Source organism: Streptococcus sp. HSISS2 (genome assembly GCF_000448665.1).
GTDB lineage: Bacteria > Bacillota > Bacilli > Lactobacillales > Streptococcaceae > Streptococcus > Streptococcus raffinosi.
This window is the reverse complement of sequence record NZ_CM002133.1, coordinates 1,577,909-1,599,728: the sequence shown is the minus strand read 5'-3', so window position 1 is coordinate 1,599,728 and position 21,820 is coordinate 1,577,909. Positions and strand designations below refer to the sequence as shown.

The 21,820-nt window shown below is 38.4% G+C and carries 13 protein-coding genes and 7 pseudogenes; 17 read left to right on the top strand and 3 right to left on the bottom strand.

The features are described from left to right. Positions 1-8: 8 nt before the first annotated feature. Positions 9-1,003 (bottom strand): annotated as a pseudogene (locus HSISS2_RS07125) (LacI family DNA-binding transcriptional regulator). A 139-nt stretch (positions 1,004-1,142) separates the two neighbouring features. On the opposite strand from HSISS2_RS07125, the gene HSISS2_RS07120 reads away from it, so the two are divergent. The 16 genes and pseudogenes from HSISS2_RS07120 to HSISS2_RS07045 all read left to right on the top strand — a co-directional run bounded on the left by HSISS2_RS07120 (position 1,143) and on the right by HSISS2_RS07045 (position 18,722). Continuing rightward, positions 1,143-2,309: a galactokinase gene (locus tag HSISS2_RS07120; protein ID WP_013990347.1), complete on the top strand. Its 1,167-nt coding sequence runs from the start codon at positions 1,143-1,145 to the stop codon at positions 2,307-2,309. A 19-nt stretch (positions 2,310-2,328) separates the two neighbouring features. After that, the gene (gene galT, locus HSISS2_RS07115; RefSeq protein ID WP_042767242.1) at positions 2,329-3,810 is read left to right on the top strand and encodes a UDP-glucose--hexose-1-phosphate uridylyltransferase; all 1,482 of its coding nucleotides are present in this window, start codon (positions 2,329-2,331) and stop codon (positions 3,808-3,810) included. 29 nt (positions 3,811-3,839) lie between these two features. Continuing rightward, positions 3,840-4,841, top strand: a complete 1,002-nt coding sequence (gene galE / locus HSISS2_RS07110; protein WP_002888050.1) for a UDP-glucose 4-epimerase GalE — start codon at positions 3,840-3,842, stop codon at positions 4,839-4,841. A 69-nt stretch (positions 4,842-4,910) separates the two neighbouring features. Further along, positions 4,911-5,957, top strand: a complete 1,047-nt coding sequence (locus tag HSISS2_RS07105) for a galactose mutarotase (protein WP_021146090.1) — start codon at positions 4,911-4,913, stop codon at positions 5,955-5,957. A 107-nt stretch (positions 5,958-6,064) separates the two neighbouring features. Next, positions 6,065-7,968 (top strand): annotated as a pseudogene (locus tag HSISS2_RS07100) (PTS sugar transporter subunit IIA). 3 nt (positions 7,969-7,971) lie between these two features. Then, positions 7,972-10,988 (top strand): annotated as a pseudogene (locus tag HSISS2_RS07095) (glycoside hydrolase family 2 TIM barrel-domain containing protein). Positions 10,989-11,479: 491 nt separating this feature from the next. Continuing rightward, complete coding sequence (locus tag HSISS2_RS11920; protein ID WP_021146086.1) at positions 11,480-12,208, top strand: hypothetical protein; 729 nt, start codon at positions 11,480-11,482, stop codon at positions 12,206-12,208. Further along, positions 12,205-12,645: a hypothetical protein gene (locus HSISS2_RS11915; RefSeq protein WP_021146085.1), complete on the top strand. Its 441-nt coding sequence runs from the start codon at positions 12,205-12,207 to the stop codon at positions 12,643-12,645. Before HSISS2_RS11920 ends, HSISS2_RS11915 begins: the two co-directional genes overlap by 4 nt. 93 nt (positions 12,646-12,738) lie before the next feature. After that, positions 12,739-13,581, top strand: coding sequence for an aldo/keto reductase (locus tag HSISS2_RS07080; protein WP_021146084.1), 843 nt, complete (start codon positions 12,739-12,741; stop codon positions 13,579-13,581). 133 nt (positions 13,582-13,714) lie between these two features. Then, on the top strand, positions 13,715-13,930 hold the full coding sequence (locus tag HSISS2_RS07075; RefSeq protein ID WP_008535010.1) for a type II toxin-antitoxin system RelB family antitoxin: 216 nt from the start codon (positions 13,715-13,717) through the stop codon (positions 13,928-13,930). Then, positions 13,920-14,174 (top strand): type II toxin-antitoxin system RelE/ParE family toxin, encoded by a 255-nt coding sequence (locus HSISS2_RS07070; RefSeq protein WP_021146083.1) that lies wholly within the window; start codon positions 13,920-13,922, stop codon positions 14,172-14,174. The genes HSISS2_RS07075 and HSISS2_RS07070 overlap by 11 nt, the downstream gene beginning before the upstream one ends. A gap of 138 nt (positions 14,175-14,312) precedes the next feature. Beyond that, positions 14,313-15,000 (top strand): annotated as a pseudogene (locus tag HSISS2_RS07065) (YoaK family protein). A 92-nt stretch (positions 15,001-15,092) separates the two neighbouring features. Continuing rightward, positions 15,093-15,724, top strand: a pseudogene (locus tag HSISS2_RS07060) (nitroreductase family protein). A gap of 227 nt (positions 15,725-15,951) precedes the next feature. Beyond that, positions 15,952-17,244 carry a PTS transporter subunit EIIC gene (locus tag HSISS2_RS07055; protein WP_021146080.1) on the top strand — a complete coding sequence of 431 codons (1,293 nt, stop codon included), beginning with the start codon at positions 15,952-15,954 and terminating at the stop codon, positions 17,242-17,244. Positions 17,245-17,247: 3 nt separating this feature from the next. Then, positions 17,248-18,092: pseudogene (locus HSISS2_RS07050) on the top strand (alpha/beta hydrolase). A gap of 180 nt (positions 18,093-18,272) precedes the next feature. After that, positions 18,273-18,722: an Rrf2 family transcriptional regulator gene (locus HSISS2_RS07045; protein WP_021146078.1), complete on the top strand. Its 450-nt coding sequence runs from the start codon at positions 18,273-18,275 to the stop codon at positions 18,720-18,722. Between the two features lie 222 nt (positions 18,723-18,944). Here HSISS2_RS07045 and HSISS2_RS12215 read toward each other — a convergent pair. Then, positions 18,945-19,160 (bottom strand): annotated as a pseudogene (locus HSISS2_RS12215) (IS110 family transposase); the annotation flags it as partial. Next, complete coding sequence (locus HSISS2_RS12210; RefSeq protein WP_042767072.1) at positions 19,117-19,314, bottom strand: transposase; 198 nt, start codon at positions 19,312-19,314, stop codon at positions 19,117-19,119. The pseudogene HSISS2_RS12215 and the gene HSISS2_RS12210, both read right to left, overlap by 44 nt. A 606-nt stretch (positions 19,315-19,920) precedes the next feature. On the opposite strand from HSISS2_RS12210, the gene HSISS2_RS07035 reads away from it, so the two are divergent. Continuing rightward, positions 19,921-21,804, top strand: coding sequence for a YSIRK-type signal peptide-containing protein (locus HSISS2_RS07035; protein ID WP_021146076.1), 1,884 nt, complete (start codon positions 19,921-19,923; stop codon positions 21,802-21,804). Positions 21,805-21,820: the final 16 nt, after the last annotated feature.

Sequence of the window (21,820 nt, the reverse complement as noted above, 5' to 3'; positions counted from 1 at the left end):
GTAAGAAATTATTTCGTACTTTCTCTCAGAGTCAGTTTAGTGCCCAACATAGTAAGTGTCGGGATTTCTCTTGGAGCCAAGACTTGTTTATTGAGGACATCCATGGCAGTTCGTCCCATTTCTTCGGTATAAACAGTAACACTAGAAAGTGGCGGATAAACTTGTTTGGCTAGACTGGTGTCATTAAAGGAGATAATCTGGATATCTTCTGGGACATTAATGCCATTTTCCTGGAGGGCTCTAAGAGCACCGATAGCCAGACTATCACTAGCTGCAAAGTAGGCATCTGGTAGGGGTGTACCACTTGCTATTTTAGAGGCTAAAAGGTCATAGCCAGATCGAACTGTAAAATTACCTGAAAGAATCAAAAGAGGGTCATAGATGCTCTTTTCAATACAGTAGTTACGATAAGAACGTAAACGAGGCTCCGGAACGATTTCAGTTGAATCCGTTGTTTTTCTTGCCCTGTTAAAAGACCGATGCTCTTACACCCTTGCTCAGTGAGATAACTTAGTGCCGTTTGAACAGCATTTTCAAAGTCAGTTGTCACACAAGGATGTCCCTGAAGTAGAGTATCACTATCTACAAAGACCAGTGATTTACCCAATGATTCCAATTCAGTAATCTGTTCACGACTAAACTTTCCGATACAAAGTATACCTATGACTTCTTCAGCGAGACTAAAAGGAATGTCATTGAAATAACGAAGCATCTCGTAGTCTAGCTCATGGGCTCTTGTTTCAATTCCAAGCCGAATGTTGTAGTAGTAGAGATCGTCTAACTCATCTTCCTCACTTACCCATTGGATAATTGCCACTTGATGTTTTTCTTTTTTCAAGTTTCCGATTTTCTGATGTTTGGTATATCCGATTTCATCTGCCGCAGTTAAAATACGGTGCCTGGTTTCTTCAGTAACGGAGAGGTTTTCATCTTGGTTGAGAACACGTGAAACAGTTGCGATTGATACATCAGCCAATTTTGCGATATCTTTTAATGTAGCCATATTGTTCTCCTTTCAACCAAAGTATACCATAAATTCTAAAATTTTACCTATTTTTTACTAAAAAACAGTAAAAATATTGATTTTCCTTGTGAAAGGGGTTACACTGTTAGTGTAAAAAAGAATAAGCGAGGTACATCCTATGAAGACATCACAGTTAAGAGAAAAGTTTAAAGAAGTTTTTGGTGTAGAAGCAGAACATACTTTCTTTTCTCCAGGTCGTATTAATTTGATTGGTGAACACACTGACTACAACGGTGGACATGTGTTCCCAGCAGCTATTACCTTAGGTACTTACGGAGCGGCCCGTAAACGTGATGACAAAGTTTTGCGTTTCTTCTCAGGTAACTTTGAAGATAAGGGAATCATCGAAGTACCACTTGAAAATCTTCGTTTTGAAAAAGAACACAACTGGACAAACTATCCAAAAGGTGTTCTTCATTTCTTGCAAGAAGCTGGTCATACGATTGATTCAGGTATGGATATTTACATCTATGGTAACATTCCAAATGGATCAGGCTTGTCATCGTCATCATCTTTGGAATTGTTGATTGGTGTTATTGCTGAAAAACTTTATGACCTTAAATTGGAACGCCTTGACTTGGTTAAAATCGGTAAGCAAACTGAAAATGACTTTATCGGCGTTAACTCTGGTATCATGGACCAATTCGCTATTGGTATGGGAGCTGAACAACGTGCGATTTACTTGGATACAAATACTTTAGAGTATGACTTGGTACCACTTGACCTTAAAGACAATGTTGTTGTCATCATGAACACTAACAAACGTCGTGAATTGGCTGATTCTAAATACAATGAACGTCGTGCTGAATGTGAAACAGCAGTATCTGAACTCCAAGAAAAGCTTGATATCCAAACACTTGGTGAATTGGACCTCTGGACATTTGACGCATACAGCTACTTGATTAAAGATGAAAATCGTATCAAACGTGCACGCCATGCAGTTCTTGAAAATCAACGTACACTTCAAGCCCGTAAAGCTCTTGAATCAGGAGATTTGGAAGGCTTTGGTCGTCTTATGAATGCTTCTCACGTGTCATTGGAACATGATTACGAAGTTACAGGTCTTGAACTTGATACTTTGGCACACACAGCATGGGAACAAGAAGGTGTTCTTGGAGCTCGTATGACAGGAGCGGGATTTGGTGGATGTGCCATCGCGTTAGTAAACAAAGATAAAGTTGAAGATTTCAAAAAAGCAGTTGGTCAACGTTATGAAGAAGTCGTTGGTTATGCACCAAGCTTCTATATTGCTGAAGTAGCTGGCGGTTCACGAGTACTTGATTAATGAGAAAGAAGTAGAGATTATGGCTGAAAATTTAGTAAACACTTTTGTAACTCTGGTTATTGAAAATAGTGATTATGAGGAATTGGACCGTATCTATTTGACAAACAAAGTTTTTGCTTTGGTTGGAGAAGGAGTTGCTGATGTTGAAACAGATAGCTCTGAATTGATTGACCTTAAAGACCAGTTGCTTCAAGCAGGTGTTAAAGCTGGTTCCGTAGGTGAACTTAATGAAGAACAAGATATCATCGGTGCTCAACTCATGGACTTGATTACACCAAGCCCTAGTGTTGTAAATCGTAACTTTTGGGATACCTATAAATCAAACCCAGAGCAAGCAATTGCTGATTTTTATGACCTCAGTAAACGCAATGATTATGTTAAGGTAAAGGCGATTGCTCAAAACATTGCTTATAAAGCACCTACTAAATACGGTGACTTGGAAATTACGATTAACCTTTCAAAACCTGAAAAAGATCCAAAAGCCATCGCTGCAGCTAAAAATGCGGTAGCTTCTGATTATCCAAAATGCCAACTTTGTATGGAAAATGAAGGTTATCTTGGTCGCATCAATCACCCAGCTCGTAGTAATCACCGTGTTATTCGTTTCCAAATGGAAGGAAATGATTGGGGCTTCCAATATTCACCATATGCTTACTTTAATGAACATTCTATCTTCTTTTATGGTAAGCACGAACCAATGCACATCAGTCCATTGACATTTGGTCGTCTCCTATCAATTGTTGAAGCATTTCCTGGTTACTTCGTAGGTTCAAATGCCGATCTTCCAATTGTAGGTGGTTCGATTCTTACACATGAACACTATCAAGGTGGTCGCCATACCTTCCCAATGGAAGTAGCAGGCATTAAAGAAAAAGTTAGCTTTGATGGATACTCTGATGTTGAGACTGGTATCGTTAATTGGCCTATGTCTGTTCTTCGTCTTAGAAGTGAAAACAAGGAAAGACTAATTGCTCTAGCAACCAAAATTCTCAATTGCTGGCGTGGTTATTCAGACGAAAAAGCTGGTGTCTTGGCTGAGTCTGATGGACAACCTCACCACACCATTACCCCAATTGCTCGTAGAAAAGACGGCAAATTTGAATTGGATTTGGTTCTTCGTGACAATCAAACTTCTGAAGAACATCCAGACGGTATCTACCACCCACATAAAGATGTTCAACACATTAAGAAAGAAAACATTGGTTTGATTGAAGTTATGGGATTGGCCATTCTTCCACCTCGTTTGAAAACAGAACTTAAAGATGTTGAAGACTATCTATTGGGTCAAGGCAATCAAGTAGCTCCAATTCACCAAGAATGGGCAGATGAACTCAAAGCTCAAAATCCGAATGTTACGGCTGAGGAAGTGACAGAAGTTGTTCGACAATCTGTTGCAGATATCTTTGCTCGTGTACTAGAAGATGCAGGTGTTTATAAGACTAATAGTGAAGGCTTAGATCAGTTTAAAGCATTTGTAGATTTTGTAAATTTAGCTGATTAATTGTTTTTTCTGAAGAAAGGAGATAAGAAATGGCAATTTTAGTATTAGGTGGAGCTGGTTATATCGGTTCTCACATGGTTGATCGCTTAGTTGAAAAAGGTCAAGAAAAAGTAGTAGTAGTAGATAGTTTGGTAACCGGTCACCGTGCTGCCGTACATCCAGATGCTATTTTCTACCAAGGCGATCTCTCTGATCAAGATTTTATGAGAAAGGTCTTCAAAGAAAATCCTGATGTTGATGCCGTTATTCACTTTGCGGCCTATTCATTGGTTGGTGAATCAATGGAAAAACCACTCAAATATTTTGATAACAATACAGCTGGAATGGTTAAATTGCTTGAAGTTATGAACGAATGCGGTGTTAAATACATTGTCTTCTCATCAACAGCAGCAACTTACGGTATCCCAGAAGAAATTCCAATTCTTGAAACAACACCACAAAATCCTATCAACCCATATGGTGAAAGTAAGTTGATGATGGAAACTATCATGAAGTGGTCTGATAAAGCTTATGGTATTAAATATGTGCCACTTCGTTACTTCAACGTTGCTGGTGCAAAACCTGATGGATCTATCGGTGAAGACCATGGTCCAGAAACTCACCTTCTTCCAATTATCCTTCAAGTAGCTCAAGGTGTTCGTGAAAAAATCATGATTTTTGGTGATGACTACAACACTCCTGATGGTACAAATGTTCGTGACTATGTTCACCCATTTGACTTGGCAGATGCCCACCTTTTGGCAGTGGAATATCTCCGTAAGGGCAATGAGTCAACAGCCTTCAACTTAGGCTCTTCAACGGGATTCTCAAACCTTCAAATTCTTGAAGCCGCTCGTAAGGTAACTGGTAAAGAAATCCCAGCTGAGAAAGCTGATCGTCGTCCTGGTGATCCTGATACATTGATTGCTTCATCTGAAAAAGCACGTACAGTTCTTGGATGGAAACCACAATTTGATAACATCGAAAAAATCATCGCAAGTGCTTGGGCATGGCATTCTAGCCATCCAAAAGGGTACGATGATCGAGGATAATTAAAATAATAAACAAAGGGTCAAAGAGTATATATAATTATTGTACTCTTTGTTTTTTGAGGAAATAATATGAAAATAAACTGCGAAATTATTGGAAAAGTTGATTCAGGCGATGTCAGCAAAATTACGATGGAGAATGATAAGGGTGTTATCATCTCAACGCTAACGTTAGGAGCAACATTACAGGAGTTTTTAGTTCCAACTGAAACGGGCGGTTTAAAGAATATTGTTCTTGGTTTTGATGCTTATGAAGATTATTACAAGAATGGTTTATGTGCCTGCCAATCTGTCGGAAGGGTTGCTGGAAGAATCGGAAAAGCTTCGTATACTCATGAGATGGTTCTTTATAGCCTTCCTAAGAATGAAGGAGAAAATTGCCTACACAGTGGTCCGGAAGGGATGCAGTTCCAAAATTGGAATTATGTCACAAACTTGACAGAGGAATACGTTGAGACAAAGTTTGTTAGAAGACTTTACTCAAGTGTCGATGGGTTCCCTGGTGACATGTCAGTTTCTATTACCTACAGACTTAACAACAGCAATCGCTTATCAATCTTCTTTGATGCCTTTGATGTTACAGAAACGACAGTCTTTAATCCGACCAATCATGTCTACTTTAATCTTAGTGACAAGCAAGATTTGTCAACTCATGAGTTAAAAATTTATTCAGACTATCATTTGGAATTGGATTCTGAGTTAATCCCTACAGGACAAAAAATTAATGTAGATGGAACAAATTATGACTTCAGAAAGACAACTGACTTGCTCCCTCGAATTGAAGCAAATCAAGGTTTCGATGATGCTTTTGTAGTAGGTGGCGAAACTTGTGACCATGTGAAAGAAGTAGCTGTTCTCCATGATAAAGAGAGTGGAGATGGTATCGAAATCTTCTCAAACAGAAATGGTTTAGTCATTTTTACGATGGATGATATCGAAGATAATATTTACTTTGCAAGAGATAAAGGTAAGATAGCAAAAGGGCGTGAAGCTATTGCTATGGAAGCTCAAACCCTTCCAGATGCCGTTAATCACAAAGGTTTTGGAGATATTATCTTAGAGAAGGGTCATAGTGTAAACTATGAAATTGGCTTCCAATACTTTAATTCATCAAAGTAATCACGTATTAGTAAAAGTTTAGTAAAAAATCACTAAATCTATTGACAATTTAAGCTAATACTTGTATAATGTAAGCGTATTCAAAATAATAACAGGAGGTTTTCATAATGGGAAAATCTAACGGTCAGATGAAGTCTCGTCTATCCTATACAGCTGGTGCTTTTGGTAACGACGTCTTCTATGCAACGTTGTCAACATACTTTATCATGTTTGTGACAACTCACTTGTTTAACACAGGTGATCCAAAGCAAAATAGTCACTACGTACTATTAATTACTAACATCATCGCTATTTTGCGTATCTTGGAAGTATTTATCGATCCATTGATTGGTAACATGATTGATAACACTCATACTAAGTATGGTAAATTCAAACCATGGGTAGTTGGTGGTGGTATCATCAGTTCTATCGCCTTGTTGCTTCTCTTCACCGATTTAAGTGGTTTGAATAAAACAAATCCTTTCTTGTATCTTGTACTTTTCGGAATTATCTACCTTGTAATGGATGTCTTCTACTCAATTAAAGATATCGGTTTCTGGTCAATGATTCCTGCCTTGTCTCTTGACAGTCACGAACGTGAAAAAATGGCAACTTTTGCCCGTATTGGTTCTACAATCGGTGCTAACATTGTCGGTGTTGCCATCATGCCAATTGTTTTGTTCTTCTCAATGACTAAAACTGGTGGTTCAGGAGATAAAACTGGTTGGTTCTGGTTTGCCTTCATCGTTGCTCTTATTGGTGTGATCACATCAATCGCTGTTGGTATTGGTACTCGTGAAGTTGAATCTAAACTTCGTGATAATAAACAAAAAACTGGTCTTAAAGAAGTCTTTAAGGTTCTTGGTAAAAATGACCAATTGATGTGGTTGTCTCTCGGATATTGGTTCTACGGTCTTGGTATTAACTCACTTAATGCCCTACAACTTTACTATTTCACATTCATCCTTGGTGATTCAGGTAAATACTCAATCCTTTACGGATTAAACACTATTGTTGGTTTGGTTTCAGTTTCACTCTTCCCTAGTCTTGCTGGTAAATTCAACCGTAAACGTTTGTTCTATGGATGTATTGCAGTAATGCTCGGTGGTATCGGAATCTTTAGTATTGCAGGTACTTCACTTCCAATGATCTTGACTGCAGCTGAACTCTTCTTCATTCCACAACCTCTTGTGTTCCTTGTTATCCTTATGATTATATCTGACTCAGTAGAATATGGTCAATGGAAATTGGGACACCGTGATGAATCTCTTACTTTGTCAGTTCGTCCACTTGTTGATAAACTTGGTGGAGCAATGTCAAACTGGCTTGTATCTTTGATTGCCGTTGCCGCAGGTATGACAACTGGTGCTAAAGCAGCTGATATTACAGTTCATCAACAAGTTGTCTTTAAACTTAGCATGTTTGGTTTCCCAGCAGCAGCTATGCTTATCGGTGCCTTCATTATTGCTCGTAAAATCACTTTGACTGAAGCACGTCACGCTGAAATCGTCGAAGAATTGGAACATCGCTTTAGCGCAGCAACTTCTGAAAATGAAGTTAAAGCTAACGTCGTATCTCTTGTAAACCCTACAACTGGTCATTTGGTTGACCTCTCAAGTGTTAATGATGAACACTTTGCTTCAGGTAGCATGGGTAAAGGTTTCGCCATTAAACCTACTGATGGAGCTGTCTTTGCACCAATTAGTGGTACCATTCGTCAAGTTCTTCCTACTCGCCATGCAGTTGGTATTGAAAGTGAAGATGGTGTCGTTGTTCTTATCCACGTTGGTATCGGAACAGTTAAACTTAAAGGTGAAGGATTCATTAGTTACGTAGAACAAGGTCAACATGTTGAAGTTGGAGATAAACTTCTTGAGTTCTGGCCACCAATTATTGAGAAAATGGTCTTGATGACACAGTACTTGTCACTGTAACTAATTCAGAAAAATTCAGTGCTTTCCATCTTGAAGAAGAAGTTGGAGAAAAGGTAGAAGCTTTGTCTGAAGTTATTACTTTCAAAAAAGGAGAGTAATCTATGAACACGACTGAAAAAATTCAAACTTACTTAAACGATCCAAAGATTGTTAGCGTTAATACTGTTGACGCTCACTCAGATCATAAGTATTTTGAATCTCTTGCAGAATTTTCTGAAGGGGAGATGAAGTTAAGACAATCTCTTAATGGAAAATGGAAAATTCACTATGCTCAGAATACAAATCAGGTTTTAAAAGACTTTTATAAAACAGAGTTTGATGAAACTGATTTGAATTTCATCAATGTACCAGGTCATTTAGAGCTTCAAGGTTTTGGTTCTCCACAATATGTGAATACCCAATATCCTTGGGATGGTAAAGAGTTCCTTCGTCCACCTCAAGTTCCTCAAGAATCAAATGCTGTTGCATCATACGTAAAACATTTTACCTTGAATGATGCTTTAAAAGATAAAAAGTATTTATCTCATTCCAAGGGGTTGCCACTTCCATCTTTGTATGGGTCAATGGTAACTTTGTAGGATACAGTGAAGATTCATTTACACCTAGTGAATTTGAAATTAGTGATTACCTTGTTGAAGGTGATAACAAGTTGGCGGTAGCTGTTTATCGTTACTCTACAGCAAGCTGGTTGGAAGACCAAGACTTCTGGAGACTTTACGGTATTTTCAGAGATGTTTACTTGTATGCTATTCCAAAAGTTCACGTTCAAGATCTCTTTGTTAAGGGAGATTATGATTACCAAACAAAAGCAGGTCAATTGGATATTGATTTGAAGACTGTTGGTGATTATGAAGATAAGAAGATTAAATATGTTCTTTCAGATTATGAAGGCATCGTTACAGAAGGTGATGCATCTGTTAATGGTGACGGTGAACTATCTGTAAGTCTTGAAAATCTGAAAATCAAACCTTGGAGTGCTGAAAGTCCTAAACTTTACAATTTGACCCTTCATGTTTTGGATGATGACCAAGTTGTTGAAGTCGTTTCAGTTAAAGTTGGATTTAGACACTTCGAAATTAAAGATAAACTCCTGCTTTTGAATGGTAAGAGAATTGTCTTTAAAGGGGTTAACAGACACGAATTTAACGCTAGAACAGGACGTTGTATCACTGAAGAAGATATGCTTTGGGATATCAAAGTGATGAAACAACATAACATCAATGCTGTTCGTACGTCTCACTATCCTAACCAAACACGTTGGTATGAATTGTGTGATGAATATGGACTTTATGTTATTGATGAAGCCAACCTTGAAACACACGGTACATGGCAAAAACTTGGTCTAAGCGAACCTTCATGGAATATCCCAGCTAGTGAACCAGAATGGTTGCCTGCTTGTTTGGATCGTGCCAATAACATGTTCCAACGTGATAAGAACCATGCTAGTGTTATCATTTGGTCTTGTGGTAATGAATCATATGCTGGTAAAGATATTGCTGACATGGCTGATTACTTCCGTAGTGTTGACAATACTCGTCCAGTTCACTATGAAGGTGTTACATGGTGTCGTGAATTTGATTACATTACAGACATCGAAAGTCGTATGTATGCGAAACCAGCTGATATTGAAGAATACCTCACTAATAATCCTCAAAAACCTTATATTTCATGTGAGTACATGCACACAATGGGTAACTCTGGTGGTGGATTGAAACTCTACACTGACTTAGAAAAATATCCAGAATACCAAGGTGGATTTATTTGGGACTTCATTGACCAAGCTATTTACAAACCACTTCCAAATGGTAGCGAATTCCTATCATATGGTGGTGACTGGCATGATAGACCTTCTGACTACGAATTTTGTGGAAATGGTATTGTCTTCGCAGATCGTACCCTAACTCCAAAACTTCAAACAGTTAAACATCTTTACTCTAATATTAAGATTGCTGTTGATGAAAAATCAGTAACTATCAAGAATGATAATGTCTTTGAAGATCTTTCTGCTTATACTTTCCTAGCTAGAGTTTACGAAGATGGTAGAAAAGTTAGCGAAAGTGAATATCACTTTGATGTTAAACCAGGTGAAGAAGCAACATTCCCAGTAGAATTCGCTGTTGGAACTTCAAATGCTGAACGAATTTATGAAGTTGCTTGTGTTCAGAAGGAAGCAACTGAATGGGCTCCAAAAGGACATGAAATTGTTCGTGGTCAATATGTTGCTGAAAAGATTAGCACTGAAACACCAGTTAAAGCACCTTTGAATGTTGTTGAAGGCGACTTCAACATCGGAATTCAAGGACAAAACTTCTCTATCTTGCTTTCACGTGCACAAAATACGCTAGTATCTGCTAAGTATAACGGTGTTGAATTCATCGAGAAAGGTCCTAAACTTAACTTTACTCGTGCTTACACTGACAACGATCGTGGTGCAGGATATCCATTCGAAATGGCAGGCTGGAAAGTTGCTGGAAACTATAGTAAGGTTACAGATACTCAAATTCAAATCGAAGATGACTCTGTTAAAGTGACTTATGTTCATGAATTGCCAGGCTTGTCTGATGTCGAAGTTAAGGTAACTTATCAAGTTGACTACAAAGGTCGAATCTTTGTTACTGCAAACTATGATGGTAAAGCAGGTTTGCCAAACTTCCCTGAATTTGGTCTAGAATTTGCTATTGGTTCACAATTTACAAACCTTAGCTATTATGGATACGGTGCAGAAGAAAGCTATCTTGATAAACTTCCTGGTGCCTATCTTGGTCGATATGAAACTTCTGTTGAAAAGACATTTGCTCCATATCTAATGCCACAAGAATCTGGTAATCACTATGGTACTCGTGAATTTACAGTATCTGATGATAACCACAATGGTCTTAAATTCACCGCACTTAATAAGGCATTCGAATTCAGTGCTTTGCGTAACAGTACTGAACAAATTGAAAATGCTCGTCATCAATATGAGTTGCAACAATCTGATGCTACATGGATTAAAGTTCTTGCTGCTCAAATGGGTGTCGGTGGTGACGACTCATGGGGTGCTCCAGTTCATGACGAATTCTTGGTTAGCTCAGCAGATAGCTATCAATTGAGCTTCATGATTGAACCACTCAACTAAAGTATTATTGGACTTTGCCTCCAACGATATATTTGATAAAGGAAACTCGAAAGGGTTTCCTTTTGTCATGGTTTGAAGTAAGAAAAAAGGAAACAGACCTCTGTTTCCTCTTAAAATATAACTCAGTTTTCAATTCCCTTAAAAATGGGAGTGGTCTAGTAAAATTATGAAAAAGTGAGTTAAAGTTATTGATAAAGAAAGGGGACTAAACCAATCCCAAGACGTTAATGATTTTTTGTAGCTTTAAATGAAACTTGAAGATTATGCCTTGACGTTAATCGTCCAATGGCACTCTATCTAATATAAGTATACAACTTTGAGTTTAGATGTCCAAAAATAAGACTCTATGGATTATTATCAGTATTGTGATTGGCGACTATTTTTGTCAATAACAATTTAAGAGGTTGTTGATTTCACTTAGAATATAGTAATGTTCTATGAAAACGTGTACAATAGTAGTTAGAGAAATAAACATAGATTGGAGAAGATTGATGACATCATCTTTTGAAGACTTCACAAAAAAAGCAGAAGCATTCTTAGAAGAACATATTACAGAGTATCTCAGTGTGGACATGGCTCTTGAAGATTTTGCAAGACAATACAACCAAGGGCTTTTTGATGAGATTACTTCTCCTGATTCAAAGCAGGAGAGAGCCTGGAAACTCATTGAAGAGGCTTATCATTATTATGAGGACGATCCTTCAAGAAGTCAGGAATTTTTGACAGAAGCTTTAAAACTAGATCCTGAAAATCTTGATGCTAAGCAGATGCTCTTGACTTTTCAAAGGCCACTTGAACATCTAAAAGGCCTAATTGATTTAGAAAAAGAGCAAAGGTCCAAGTGGGAGCAAGGTCCAAAAATGGGCTGGGTTAATCTTGATGAGCGTCCTTATTTGTCTTTGAAGTATAATCTTGCTAAATTTTATTTAAGCAACAGTATGCAAAGGTTCGCTATTAAGGAATTTGAAGAGATTTTAGAGATAGATGTTCAAGATCACATGGGAGTCCGTTACGAATTGATGGCTACCTATTGTAATCTGGAGGAGTTTGATAAGGCTAAGAGCTTTTTCGAATGTGAGCAAATGGAATATCACGAAGAAGATTTGATGATAGTACCTATGATGACCGTCTCACTAATGACAGGACATATTGAGGATGCGGATTTCTATTTTGATCTTCTCTATGCAAAAAATCCAGAGTTCGAAAATTATTTAAAATGATTGAACAAGGTGATGAAGAGCGTCTAGTTGCCGAAACGCTTAAAGTCAACCCTATCTTATTTGAAGCCAATAGTATGCAAAGTCTTTTGATGGTTTTTAATCAAGTCGTTGATCTGTCCCAGTCAGAATATTATTTTACTTGGTTAATCGAAAAATATCGTGCGAAACGTCCACAAAGACATGTTGCGAAAAAGAAAAATCCAGAATTGCACAAATTAATTAGAGAATTGGAAAAAAGTATAGAACCGAGTAAAGCCCTCCAAGGTCTTTCAATAAGTGTGGAGCGTATACTTCGTCAACATGGCTTAATAGAATTTAAAGATTTTAAAAAGAAAACGGAAGAGGAAGTAGCAGCGATTAGAGGAGTTGGAAAGGTGAGCATGGAAATCCTTAAAGAAAATGGTGTTGTCTTTAAAAAGAAGCGGAAAAAGAAGTAAGGAACTATTCATCAAACAAGCCGTAGCAAATCTTTGCATTTTTGACTTATCTTTTTTAAGATAGTACTATTTAAAAAAGAAAAGGAGAAAAGCATGGAAACATATACACTTTCAAATGGGGTCACGATTCCTAAAATTGGTTTTGGAACTTGGCAAATTGCAGAAGGGGAAGAAGCCAATAAAAGCGTTAGCTTTGCACTTAAGGCGGGTTACACACATATTGATACAGCTCAAATTTATGGTAACGAGGTCTCAGTAGGTAAGGCGATTGCTGATAGTGAAGTGGCTCGTGAGGATATTTTCCTAACAACCAAACTTTGGAATGACAAGCACGATTATGACTTGGCTAAGGCCTCTATCGATGAGTCTCTTGAAAGACTTGGTGTGGATTATTTGGATCTGTTACTCATCCACTGGCCAAATCCAAAGGCACTTCGTGAGAATGATACTTGGAAGGCTGGCAATGCAGGTGCTTGGAAGGCAATGGAAGAAGCCTACAAAGACGGTAAGGTTCGTGCTATCGGTGTGTCTAACTTTATGCAACATCACCTTGAAGCCCTCCTTGAAACGGCTGAGATTGTTCCACAGGTTAACCAAATTCTCTTGGCTCCAGGTTGTGCCCAAGAAGAGTTGGTTGCCTATTGCCAAGAGCGTGATATTCTTCTTGAAGCCTATAGCCCACTAGGTACTGGTAGCATTTTTGGAAATGAAGATGTTGAAGCAGTGGCCGAACGTAACGGAAAATCTGTTGCTCAAGTTGCTCTGCGTTGGAGTCTTCAAAAAGGTTTCTTACCATTACCTAAGTCTGTGACACCCAAAAATATTGAAGGCAACCTAGATATCTTTGACTTTGATTTGTCAGCGGAAGACATGGCAGTCTTGGATAAGATTCAAGGTATCAAGACTCAGGATGACCCCGATTCAGTAAATTTTTAATAGGATTGCAAGCAACTCGTGAGGGTTGCTTTTTCTTCTGTTTTACGAATAAAAGTGTGAATCTATCATCGAAATTGACAAAATGGAGGAGTGGTAATACAATGGTGTTACAAAAGAGAACGAGGTTAAGGATATGACAACAATTACATTGAAAGTTTCAGAAGCAGATAAGAAGTTCATGCAGGCAATTGCGAAATTTGAAGGGGTATCCTTGTCAGAATTAATTCGTACCAAAACTTTAGAAGCTATTGAGGATGAATACGATGCTAGAGTCGCTGATTTGGCCTTAGCAGAATATGAAGAGTATCTAGAAAATGGTGGGGAGGTGCTCAATTGGGATGACCTATAAGATAGTACCAACCCCTAAATTTGCCAAAAGTTTTAAAAAGTTAGATCCTTTCGTTAGGAAACAAATAAAATCTTATCTCAATCGTGTCACAGATAATCCACGAGCTAAGGGAAAGGCCTTGGTTGCCAATCGGACCGGACAATGGCGCTATCGTATTGGTGCTTATCGTGTCATTGTCAATATTAAGGATAACGAACTAGTCATTCTAGCCCTCGAAGTCGGTCATAGACGTGATATCTATTAGCATCAACACATAGAATATCCTAGGTTCAGTTAATTTTTAATAGGATTTTAAGCAACTCGTCAGGGTTGCTTTTTAGCGTGTTTCTTTAGATTTGCTATTATGAAACTATCATTTTTATTTATAGATGGGAGTTACGTAATAGAGTCTCGAAATCTTTTGCCTCAGAATACACGTATGATGCCAAATTTGCTTAGTCTTTCAGGGAGGAGCTTTGGATGTCTTTTCTCATATGTATTACCATAGTTTAGCTACAACCCAGACAAGGAATATTCTCTTGTTAATTGCTGACTGGTGTAGTAGTAGCATGTACCATAACATGTTGCGATGTTTTTCCATTCTTTTCTTTACCTTAGGTTTTCTTTTTGGCATGTGGTTTAAAGACCATCGTAAGAATGCTTACTGGCGTGTTCATGGTCTACTTCCTCTGTGTGTGATGACTGCCATTTTACCATTTTTAACACCAAATTCTTTATTAGAGCTTCCGATTATCGCTTTTTCTGAAGGTGTTATGATGAAGACTTTTATCGGTAGTCAGATTGAAAATCACCCCTTTGTGATTTTTATGACTTCAGGAAATTATCGAAGAATGCTGACGGCACTTTATTATGTTATTCAGGGTAGCGAGGATCAGAAAGAATATCGTCGCCAGGCGGTTAATTATGGCTTTGTCGTAGGCAGTTTTGTGGTTGGTGCTGTTGTATCAGCTCTTCTAATGCACTTCATTTATATTAAGTCAATCTGGCTAATTACACTCAGCCTCATTACCATCATGATTTACTATTCATCTGAAGTGAAACGACTAGGACTCAAGGAAACCAATCTTTAAGCACTTATGTAGCAATTATTTTTGATAAAAAATCTCTTATGTTATAATCTTGATTATATTAATTTTTTAACCCTGAATAAAGGAGACGTAAGATGCCTGTAATAAGTAATGATTTTTCAGATATTGTATATAACCGTCGTTCCATTCGTAACTTTGATACTTCTTTCAAGATTCCACGAGAAGAATTGTTGGAAATCTTGGACAAGACTGTTACAGCACCATCATCAGTGAACATGCAACCCTGGCGTTTTGTCGTTGTTGATAGTGAGGAAGGCAAGGAAAAATTGGAACCCTTTGTCAGCTACAATGGATTACAAAATGAAACGTCATCAGCCATGGTTCTCATTTTTGCCGATTTGAAGAGTCAAGAAAGAGCAGAAGAAATCTATGGTAAGGCCGTTGCTCAAGGAAAAATGCCTGAAGAGGTCAAGGAGAAACAACTATCAAGCATTGTACCAATGTATGAAAATGCTCCTTTCGAAGTGATGAATGAAATTGTCCACATCGATGCTAGTCTGGCCGCTATGCAATTGATGTTGGTCGCTCGTTCATACGGCTATGATACCAATGCCATCGGTGGCTATAAAAAGAAGGTCTCGCCAAAGCGTTCGGACTTGATGCTGACCGTCATGTGCCAGTCTTGCTCATTGCCCTTGGGAAGGCCAATGAAGAAGGTTTCGAATCTGTTCGTTTGAATGCTTCTGATGTGACTACTTTTGCTTAATAAATAATTGACCGTAAGTCTCGAAAATGGAGGCTTACGGTTTTTGTATGTGATGATTAAAGAGGGTTCAAAAACTAAAAATAAATAAGAAAGTGATTGCTAGGAGTTTTGAGAAAGTGGTGATTTTTGCTTTAATCCATGATTAAGGTAAGTCCCTTTCCTTTGTGCTATAATGATAGTGAATGTTTAATGCAAGGCCGAGTGTGGCCTTTTTCTAGGAGTCTTTTATGACAAACTATTTGATCCGAAGTTTTCTCTGGTTTCGTGAGCGTGGTTTTGTTCAGATTACACAGAAAACTTTGGTTTCGCTATTCCCCTTTTTCCTATTTTCAGGAATTATTCGGGTGATTTCACTATCTGTTTTTTCTGAGATGGGGTATATTAACCAGCTTTTTTCAGTTTCTGATTGGCTGCCGGCCTTTAAGACGTCAGGTCAGGTGCTTATTAATCTTTCTAGTTTTCTCGGTGGATTAGCAGGTCCCTTATCGACTTATTTTGCTGGAAAATACACGGCTGGACACTATGGTAGAAGTACTGGTACGGCTGGTGTGACCTCACTTTTGGTCAGCTTGATTATAGGGTCGCAAGAGTTACTAATGTCTCCACTAAACGATGGCGATTTGACGCGTATCAATTTACCGGCTTCGATTAATATTATGTTGGCTATCTTCGTGGGTTATCTGGTTGGTCAGATTTTCCGATTTTCTAGAGCTAGTGATGACCAAATTGTGGATAAGGACTATATTTATCAGCCTAAGACGGTTCGTCCCATTTTTTTGTCCTTAATTTTGGCAATTGGACTTAATATTCTATTGGTTATTGGTGAACGAGAAAATATATTTCAGGCTATTAGACAGTCTACATCGACCATTATCGTCACCGGTAATCATCTTTTCTCAACCTTTATGATGGGACTTTTGAGTACTTTTTCTGCTTGGATTGGGAATAGTCAAGCCTTCGCTCTCAATTCTATAGCTGAAGATAGCTTTGCTTTGGAAAATCTGACTTATGCGGTTTCCCATCATACGACGACAGGGCTTCCCAATCTTTTTACTCTGACAAATCTTTATCACAGTTATGGTTTGGTTGCTGGCGTTGGATCAGTCTTGGCTCTCTTGGTAGCCCTTCTTTTAACCTCAACCAGTTATAAGGACAAGAAAGTCAGTCTTCTTAGTGTTTTCCCTAGTCTCTTTAATAATGGCGCTCCTTTGATGGTGGGTGTACCAGTTTTGCTTAATCTGGTTTATCTTGTTCCCTTTCTGTTAGCACCAATGGTCAACATGGGAATAGCAGCAATTGCTTTAGCGCTCCGTCTTATGCCGGCGGCAGTTTATCCTGTACCAGATGGTACCCCTAGCCTGCTCTATGCTTTTATCGGTACTGGTGGTAGCCTTCGTGCCTTGTCTGTTAGTCTGTTTTGTTTTGCGGTTGATGTCGCTATCTTTATTCCTTTCGTAAGACTTTCTAATAAGGTACAACACGGTTTAAAAGAGGAAGGAGAAACTAATGAAGCTCAATAAAAAATGAAGTTGGTCTTTGTTTTGGTTGCTGTCTTTCTCATTGGCTTAGCGGTGCCTTCTTATAGCTGGACTAAAAAAATGTCAAGGAAATTGAGACTTTCTACAACTCGAAATTGTCTCCGATTATCATGATTCCGGGGAGTTCCGCTACGGAAAATCGTTTTGATGGTCTAGTGCGTAAGCTTAATCAAGATCGTCGCGGGGCCAAGCATAGCTTGCTCAAAGTCAAGGTTTGGAATAATGGGCGTATTACCTTTGATGGAAAAATCAAGAAAAATGACAATGAACCTATTATTGTTATCGGCTTTGAAAATAACAACGACGGCTACAGCAATATCAAGAAACAAACCAAGATGATGAATCAGGCCTTTGAAGCCCTGCAAAATAAATATAATTTTAATAATTTCAAAGGTCTAGCACATTCAAATGGTGGTCTTATTTATACAGCCTTTATTGAAAATTATCTTAGCGACTACGATGTCAAGATAAATTCTTTGATGACTATCGGAACGCCCTATAATTTCACTGAAACTAATATAAAAAATAAATCGGTGATGCTGGCGGATTTCATAGCAGCCAAGAAAAATATCCCATCAAGCTTACATGTCTATTCGGTAGCAGGTACTATCACCTATGACTCGGATGAGTTGGTTCCTGATGCTAGCGTTTCAGCTGGGAAATACATCTATCAGAATCAAGCAAAGAGCTATACCGAAATCACTGTTACCGGCGAAGATGCCCAGCACTCGGACTTACCAACCAATGATGAAGTTGTGGAACTTGTCAAACAACATATCGAAGGGCAAGGTGTCCGTAAGAAGCAAAAGACTAAGCTAGAGCCACAGTAAGAATCGTATTATTAACGCTTTAGTTACAAATGAGAACTCAAAAAAAACAGATAGGACAATGAAAGGATATCTGTTTTTTTAGGTTAAATTGAGAGGATTTTATATGTTGTAACTCATTGATTTACAACTTGATTTCTGTTATAATCAAGAAAATCATACAATAAATGGGAGGTTTATGTTATGCAAATTCCAAGTCGGTTTACCATTGCTGTTCACGTTTTAACCTTAATTGCACTGAACAAGGACAATGAAACCAAACTAACCAGTGATTTAATGGCAAGTAGTGTAGGTGTCAATCCAGTAATTATCCGCAAAACCTTATCGCAACTTAAGAAAGCAGATTTGATTTCAGTTCAAAGAGGCACAGGTGGGGCCACACTAGTCAAATCGCCAGAGGAGATCAACCTTCTACAGGTTTACCATGCTGTTGATAGTATCGGACCAAGCGGTCAACTTTTTAGCTTCCATGATCATCCAAATCCAGCCTGTCCTGTAGGACGTAATATCCATGGCATTTTGGATCAGAACCTAGAGGATGTTCAAGTGGCTATGGAAAAAGAACTGAAAAAGAAAACCCTAGCTGGTATTTTAAAGGACGCCAAGACTCATTGGAAGAAAGTAGGGGCTTGATTTTTATGTATGAAATTCCAAGAAATCGAAAGTTTTTCGGTTTCTTTTTCTACCATTTGTCAAGTCTATCAAAGCTTTAATTAAAAAAGAGATAAGACAGTAGCTATTGTGAGGTTACTGTCTTATTTTTAACACTTTTTGATCCATAAAAGGGCATGCTAAAAAACACCTCATCTGGTATTTTTTGAAACAAGGTGCTACAATAATACGGCATAGACAGCCTTATCGATTTTGGGTTAAAGAATAATCGTAAAGTTTGTTATGCGTAATGAGGTAATCCATTGTTCGAATGAGACGATGTATAGAGGCAATCGTATGTGGCTTAGTTGAAGCTATTGTCGATTGTCTTTTTCGTTTCTCATAGAAATCTGCGATATAACAAGGATTGGTATGACTAGCTGAAGCGATGTTGTGAATGCACTTGAACAAGATTTTCTGTCATATTTTGATAGAAACGGCTTAAATCACGCAGGTGTTGATAAACTTCTTCCTGCACGTAAGTTGGTTTACGATTGTGCACAAGCTGAGATTTAGCCAACTTTTCAGCGTCAATTTTATCTGTTTTACGAACTCGTCTAGACGTCGTTTCCACTCACGACTAATACTAGACGGATGACGATGAAGTAATTTAGCAATTTGAGAAAAATTTAGGCCATGCGTACGGTAAACGAGAATGCTTTCACGTTTATCTATAGTAAAATGATGAATGATGATAGCTCATAAGATTTCCTTTCATAACTAGTTCGTTCAATTCTATTTTACTAGAAAATCTTATGAGTTTTTATTGTGCACTTATATTGTATATTCAAGAAACAAAATGTGAAAGTCGTTAGAGTTAAGTGCTTTAACCCGCTGCTGGACTGAGCTTTCTTTTGTCTCGGAAGGTCGCTTCTTTTCGATTTTTGTAGCAAGAAGTAGACAGGTCATTTTTGAATAAATGAAGATTACGCATTTTGGAGTATAAAACATGCATTTAGAAGTTAGTAACACAATGTTACATTATTGTTATGATGGAAAAAATTTAATAGTAAAACTCTTGATATAATGAGAAAAAACAAGTATAATGAATGCGATATAATGTTAGAGGTTTGGCATTATAATCAACAACTTCATATTATTATATATTTTTAAACATCAAATGATTGAATATTGCATAATAGGGGTAGTTGGACTATATTTGAAAAAGGGAGAAATATTCATGGATAAAAATGCAAGACGCAGATTAAACCGTGCGAATGCTGATAAACGGCTTCGATTCTCAGTTCGTAAGCTTAGTGTGGGCGTGGCTTCTGTAGCTGTTGCAGCTTTCATGGTCTTTGGGGGGAATGTTGTCTCAGCCGATACGCTAGCTAAGACAGATTCTTCAAGCACCTCTACGGAGAAACCGACCTCTGTGCCAAATTCAGGAGAAGATTCGGGAACGAATGATTCTGATTCGACCATAGGTAAGGATTCAACCGTAGCAACTGTTGCTGAAAACAATGCAATTTCGAGTGTTGCCTCAACAGCATCTTCTACCTCTGCAGGAGAGTTATCTAACAAAGTAGAAGACAAGACTGTTAAATCAGAAGCTACTTCAGAAAGTGACGCAGTATTGAAAGAAGCTACTTCACAAGCATCTAAAGCTTCAGTAGTGGCTAGTCAATCAGCTGCCCCTGTAGCTCAGTCTGAGGCTCCAGTAGCTTCATCGGCGGCTTCAGCTGTTGCAGAGTCAACTGCAGTTTCATCTGAAACGGCTGCAGAATCAACTGTTGCTGAAGAACCTAAGGAATCAGCTAAAAAAGTAGCTAGCAAAACACCAAATGTAGTAGCTAAGAGTGAAGCTATTTCCGCATTAGCAGCAGCTCAAAACGAAATAATTAAAGGTTACGCTGGTTTCCGTAGAGCAGGAGTAGGAGTAAGCGGTTTCCGTAGTACAGGAGTAAGTGGCTCCAGTTCGTTTGATTCAAAAACAGGAGAAACAACTGTAACGAAAGAAAACTTCCTTGACTACTTCAGATTGAATGGTTCAGCTACCTATAACAAAGATGACGGTACCGTAACCCTTACTCCAGATGAACCCTCTAAGGGAGGTAACTTCAGTCTGAAGAGTAAGATCAATATGAACCAAAGCTTCAAGCTGACTGGTGAGGTTAACATTGGTGATAAGACACAAGCTAAAGGTGGTGCCGATGGTATCGGTTTTGCCTTCCATACAGGGGATACAACAGACCTCGGTGCCTCTGGAGGTAACCTTGGTATCGGTGGTTTGCGTAACGCAACTGGTTTCAAACTGGATACCTACCGTAACGTTTACGCACCACCAAGAGGAGATCGTTTTGATACTAATGGTAAAGGGTTCTTCGAATACGGATGGTCTGAAGACCCTAAATTAGATCAATACGGTGCTTGGGTAAACACCACTTTAAAAAAAATTCCTGGTAATTTCCAAGGAAAAAGTGTCGAATATGAACGTTGGTGGGCTGAGACAGACTTTAATAGTGCTCAGAGTCTGGACTCAAGTGACCTGGATAATAAATTCCATAAATTTACTATCGATTATAACGGTACAACCAAGGAATTAACTATCTCTTACCAAAGTAATTCTGGTACCAAGGAATGGAAGAAGGTAGTTTCTACTCCAGAAGACGTGATGTCTATGGTGGTTACAGCGTCGACTGGTGGTTTCAAGAACTTGCAACAGTTCAAAATCAAGAGTTTCAACTTCTATCAAGGTGCCTCTGTTGACGTACGTTATGAAGATGAGCAAGGTCGAGTAATCGCTGAAGGCTCAGTAACCTATCCACAAGGTGCTTTCAAAGGTAAAACTTATACCACTGAACAGAAGAATATTCCTAACTATGATTTTGTTGGGATGAAAAATGGTAGTTTGCCACCTTCAGGATCGCTTGCTGACTGGGGTAGCAACGGTACAGTAACCTACGTTTACCGTCAAGGTAAAGAGCCAGTAACAGACCCAGCTAAATTGAATAGCAAAGTAACTCGTACGATCAAGTATGAATACGCAGATGGTCAAACAGACGGTCGTCCAGCTCTGAAAAGCTCCAGTAACTCAAGAAGCAACCTTCACACGTACAGGTGAACGTAACCGTGTAACT

Bases quoted from the DNA above. Each gene is read 5' to 3' on its own strand.
- HSISS2_RS07120 (WP_013990347.1), top strand. From the start codon at position 1,143: ATGAAGACATCACAGTTAAGAGAAAAGTTTAAAGAAGTTTTTGGTGTA.
- galT (WP_042767242.1), top strand. From the start codon at position 2,329: ATGGCTGAAAATTTAGTAAACACTTTTGTAACTCTGGTTATTGAAAAT.
- galE (WP_002888050.1), top strand. From the start codon at position 3,840: ATGGCAATTTTAGTATTAGGTGGAGCTGGTTATATCGGTTCTCACATG.
- HSISS2_RS07105 (WP_021146090.1), top strand. From the start codon at position 4,911: ATGAAAATAAACTGCGAAATTATTGGAAAAGTTGATTCAGGCGATGTC.
- HSISS2_RS11920 (WP_021146086.1), top strand. From the start codon at position 11,480: ATGACATCATCTTTTGAAGACTTCACAAAAAAAGCAGAAGCATTCTTA.
- HSISS2_RS11915 (WP_021146085.1), top strand. From the start codon at position 12,205: ATGATTGAACAAGGTGATGAAGAGCGTCTAGTTGCCGAAACGCTTAAA.
- HSISS2_RS07080 (WP_021146084.1), top strand. From the start codon at position 12,739: ATGGAAACATATACACTTTCAAATGGGGTCACGATTCCTAAAATTGGT.
- HSISS2_RS07075 (WP_008535010.1), top strand. From the start codon at position 13,715: ATGACAACAATTACATTGAAAGTTTCAGAAGCAGATAAGAAGTTCATG.
- HSISS2_RS07070 (WP_021146083.1), top strand. From the start codon at position 13,920: ATGACCTATAAGATAGTACCAACCCCTAAATTTGCCAAAAGTTTTAAA.
- HSISS2_RS07055 (WP_021146080.1), top strand. From the start codon at position 15,952: ATGACAAACTATTTGATCCGAAGTTTTCTCTGGTTTCGTGAGCGTGGT.
- HSISS2_RS07045 (WP_021146078.1), top strand. From the start codon at position 18,273: ATGCAAATTCCAAGTCGGTTTACCATTGCTGTTCACGTTTTAACCTTA.
- HSISS2_RS07035 (WP_021146076.1), top strand. From the start codon at position 19,921: ATGGATAAAAATGCAAGACGCAGATTAAACCGTGCGAATGCTGATAAA.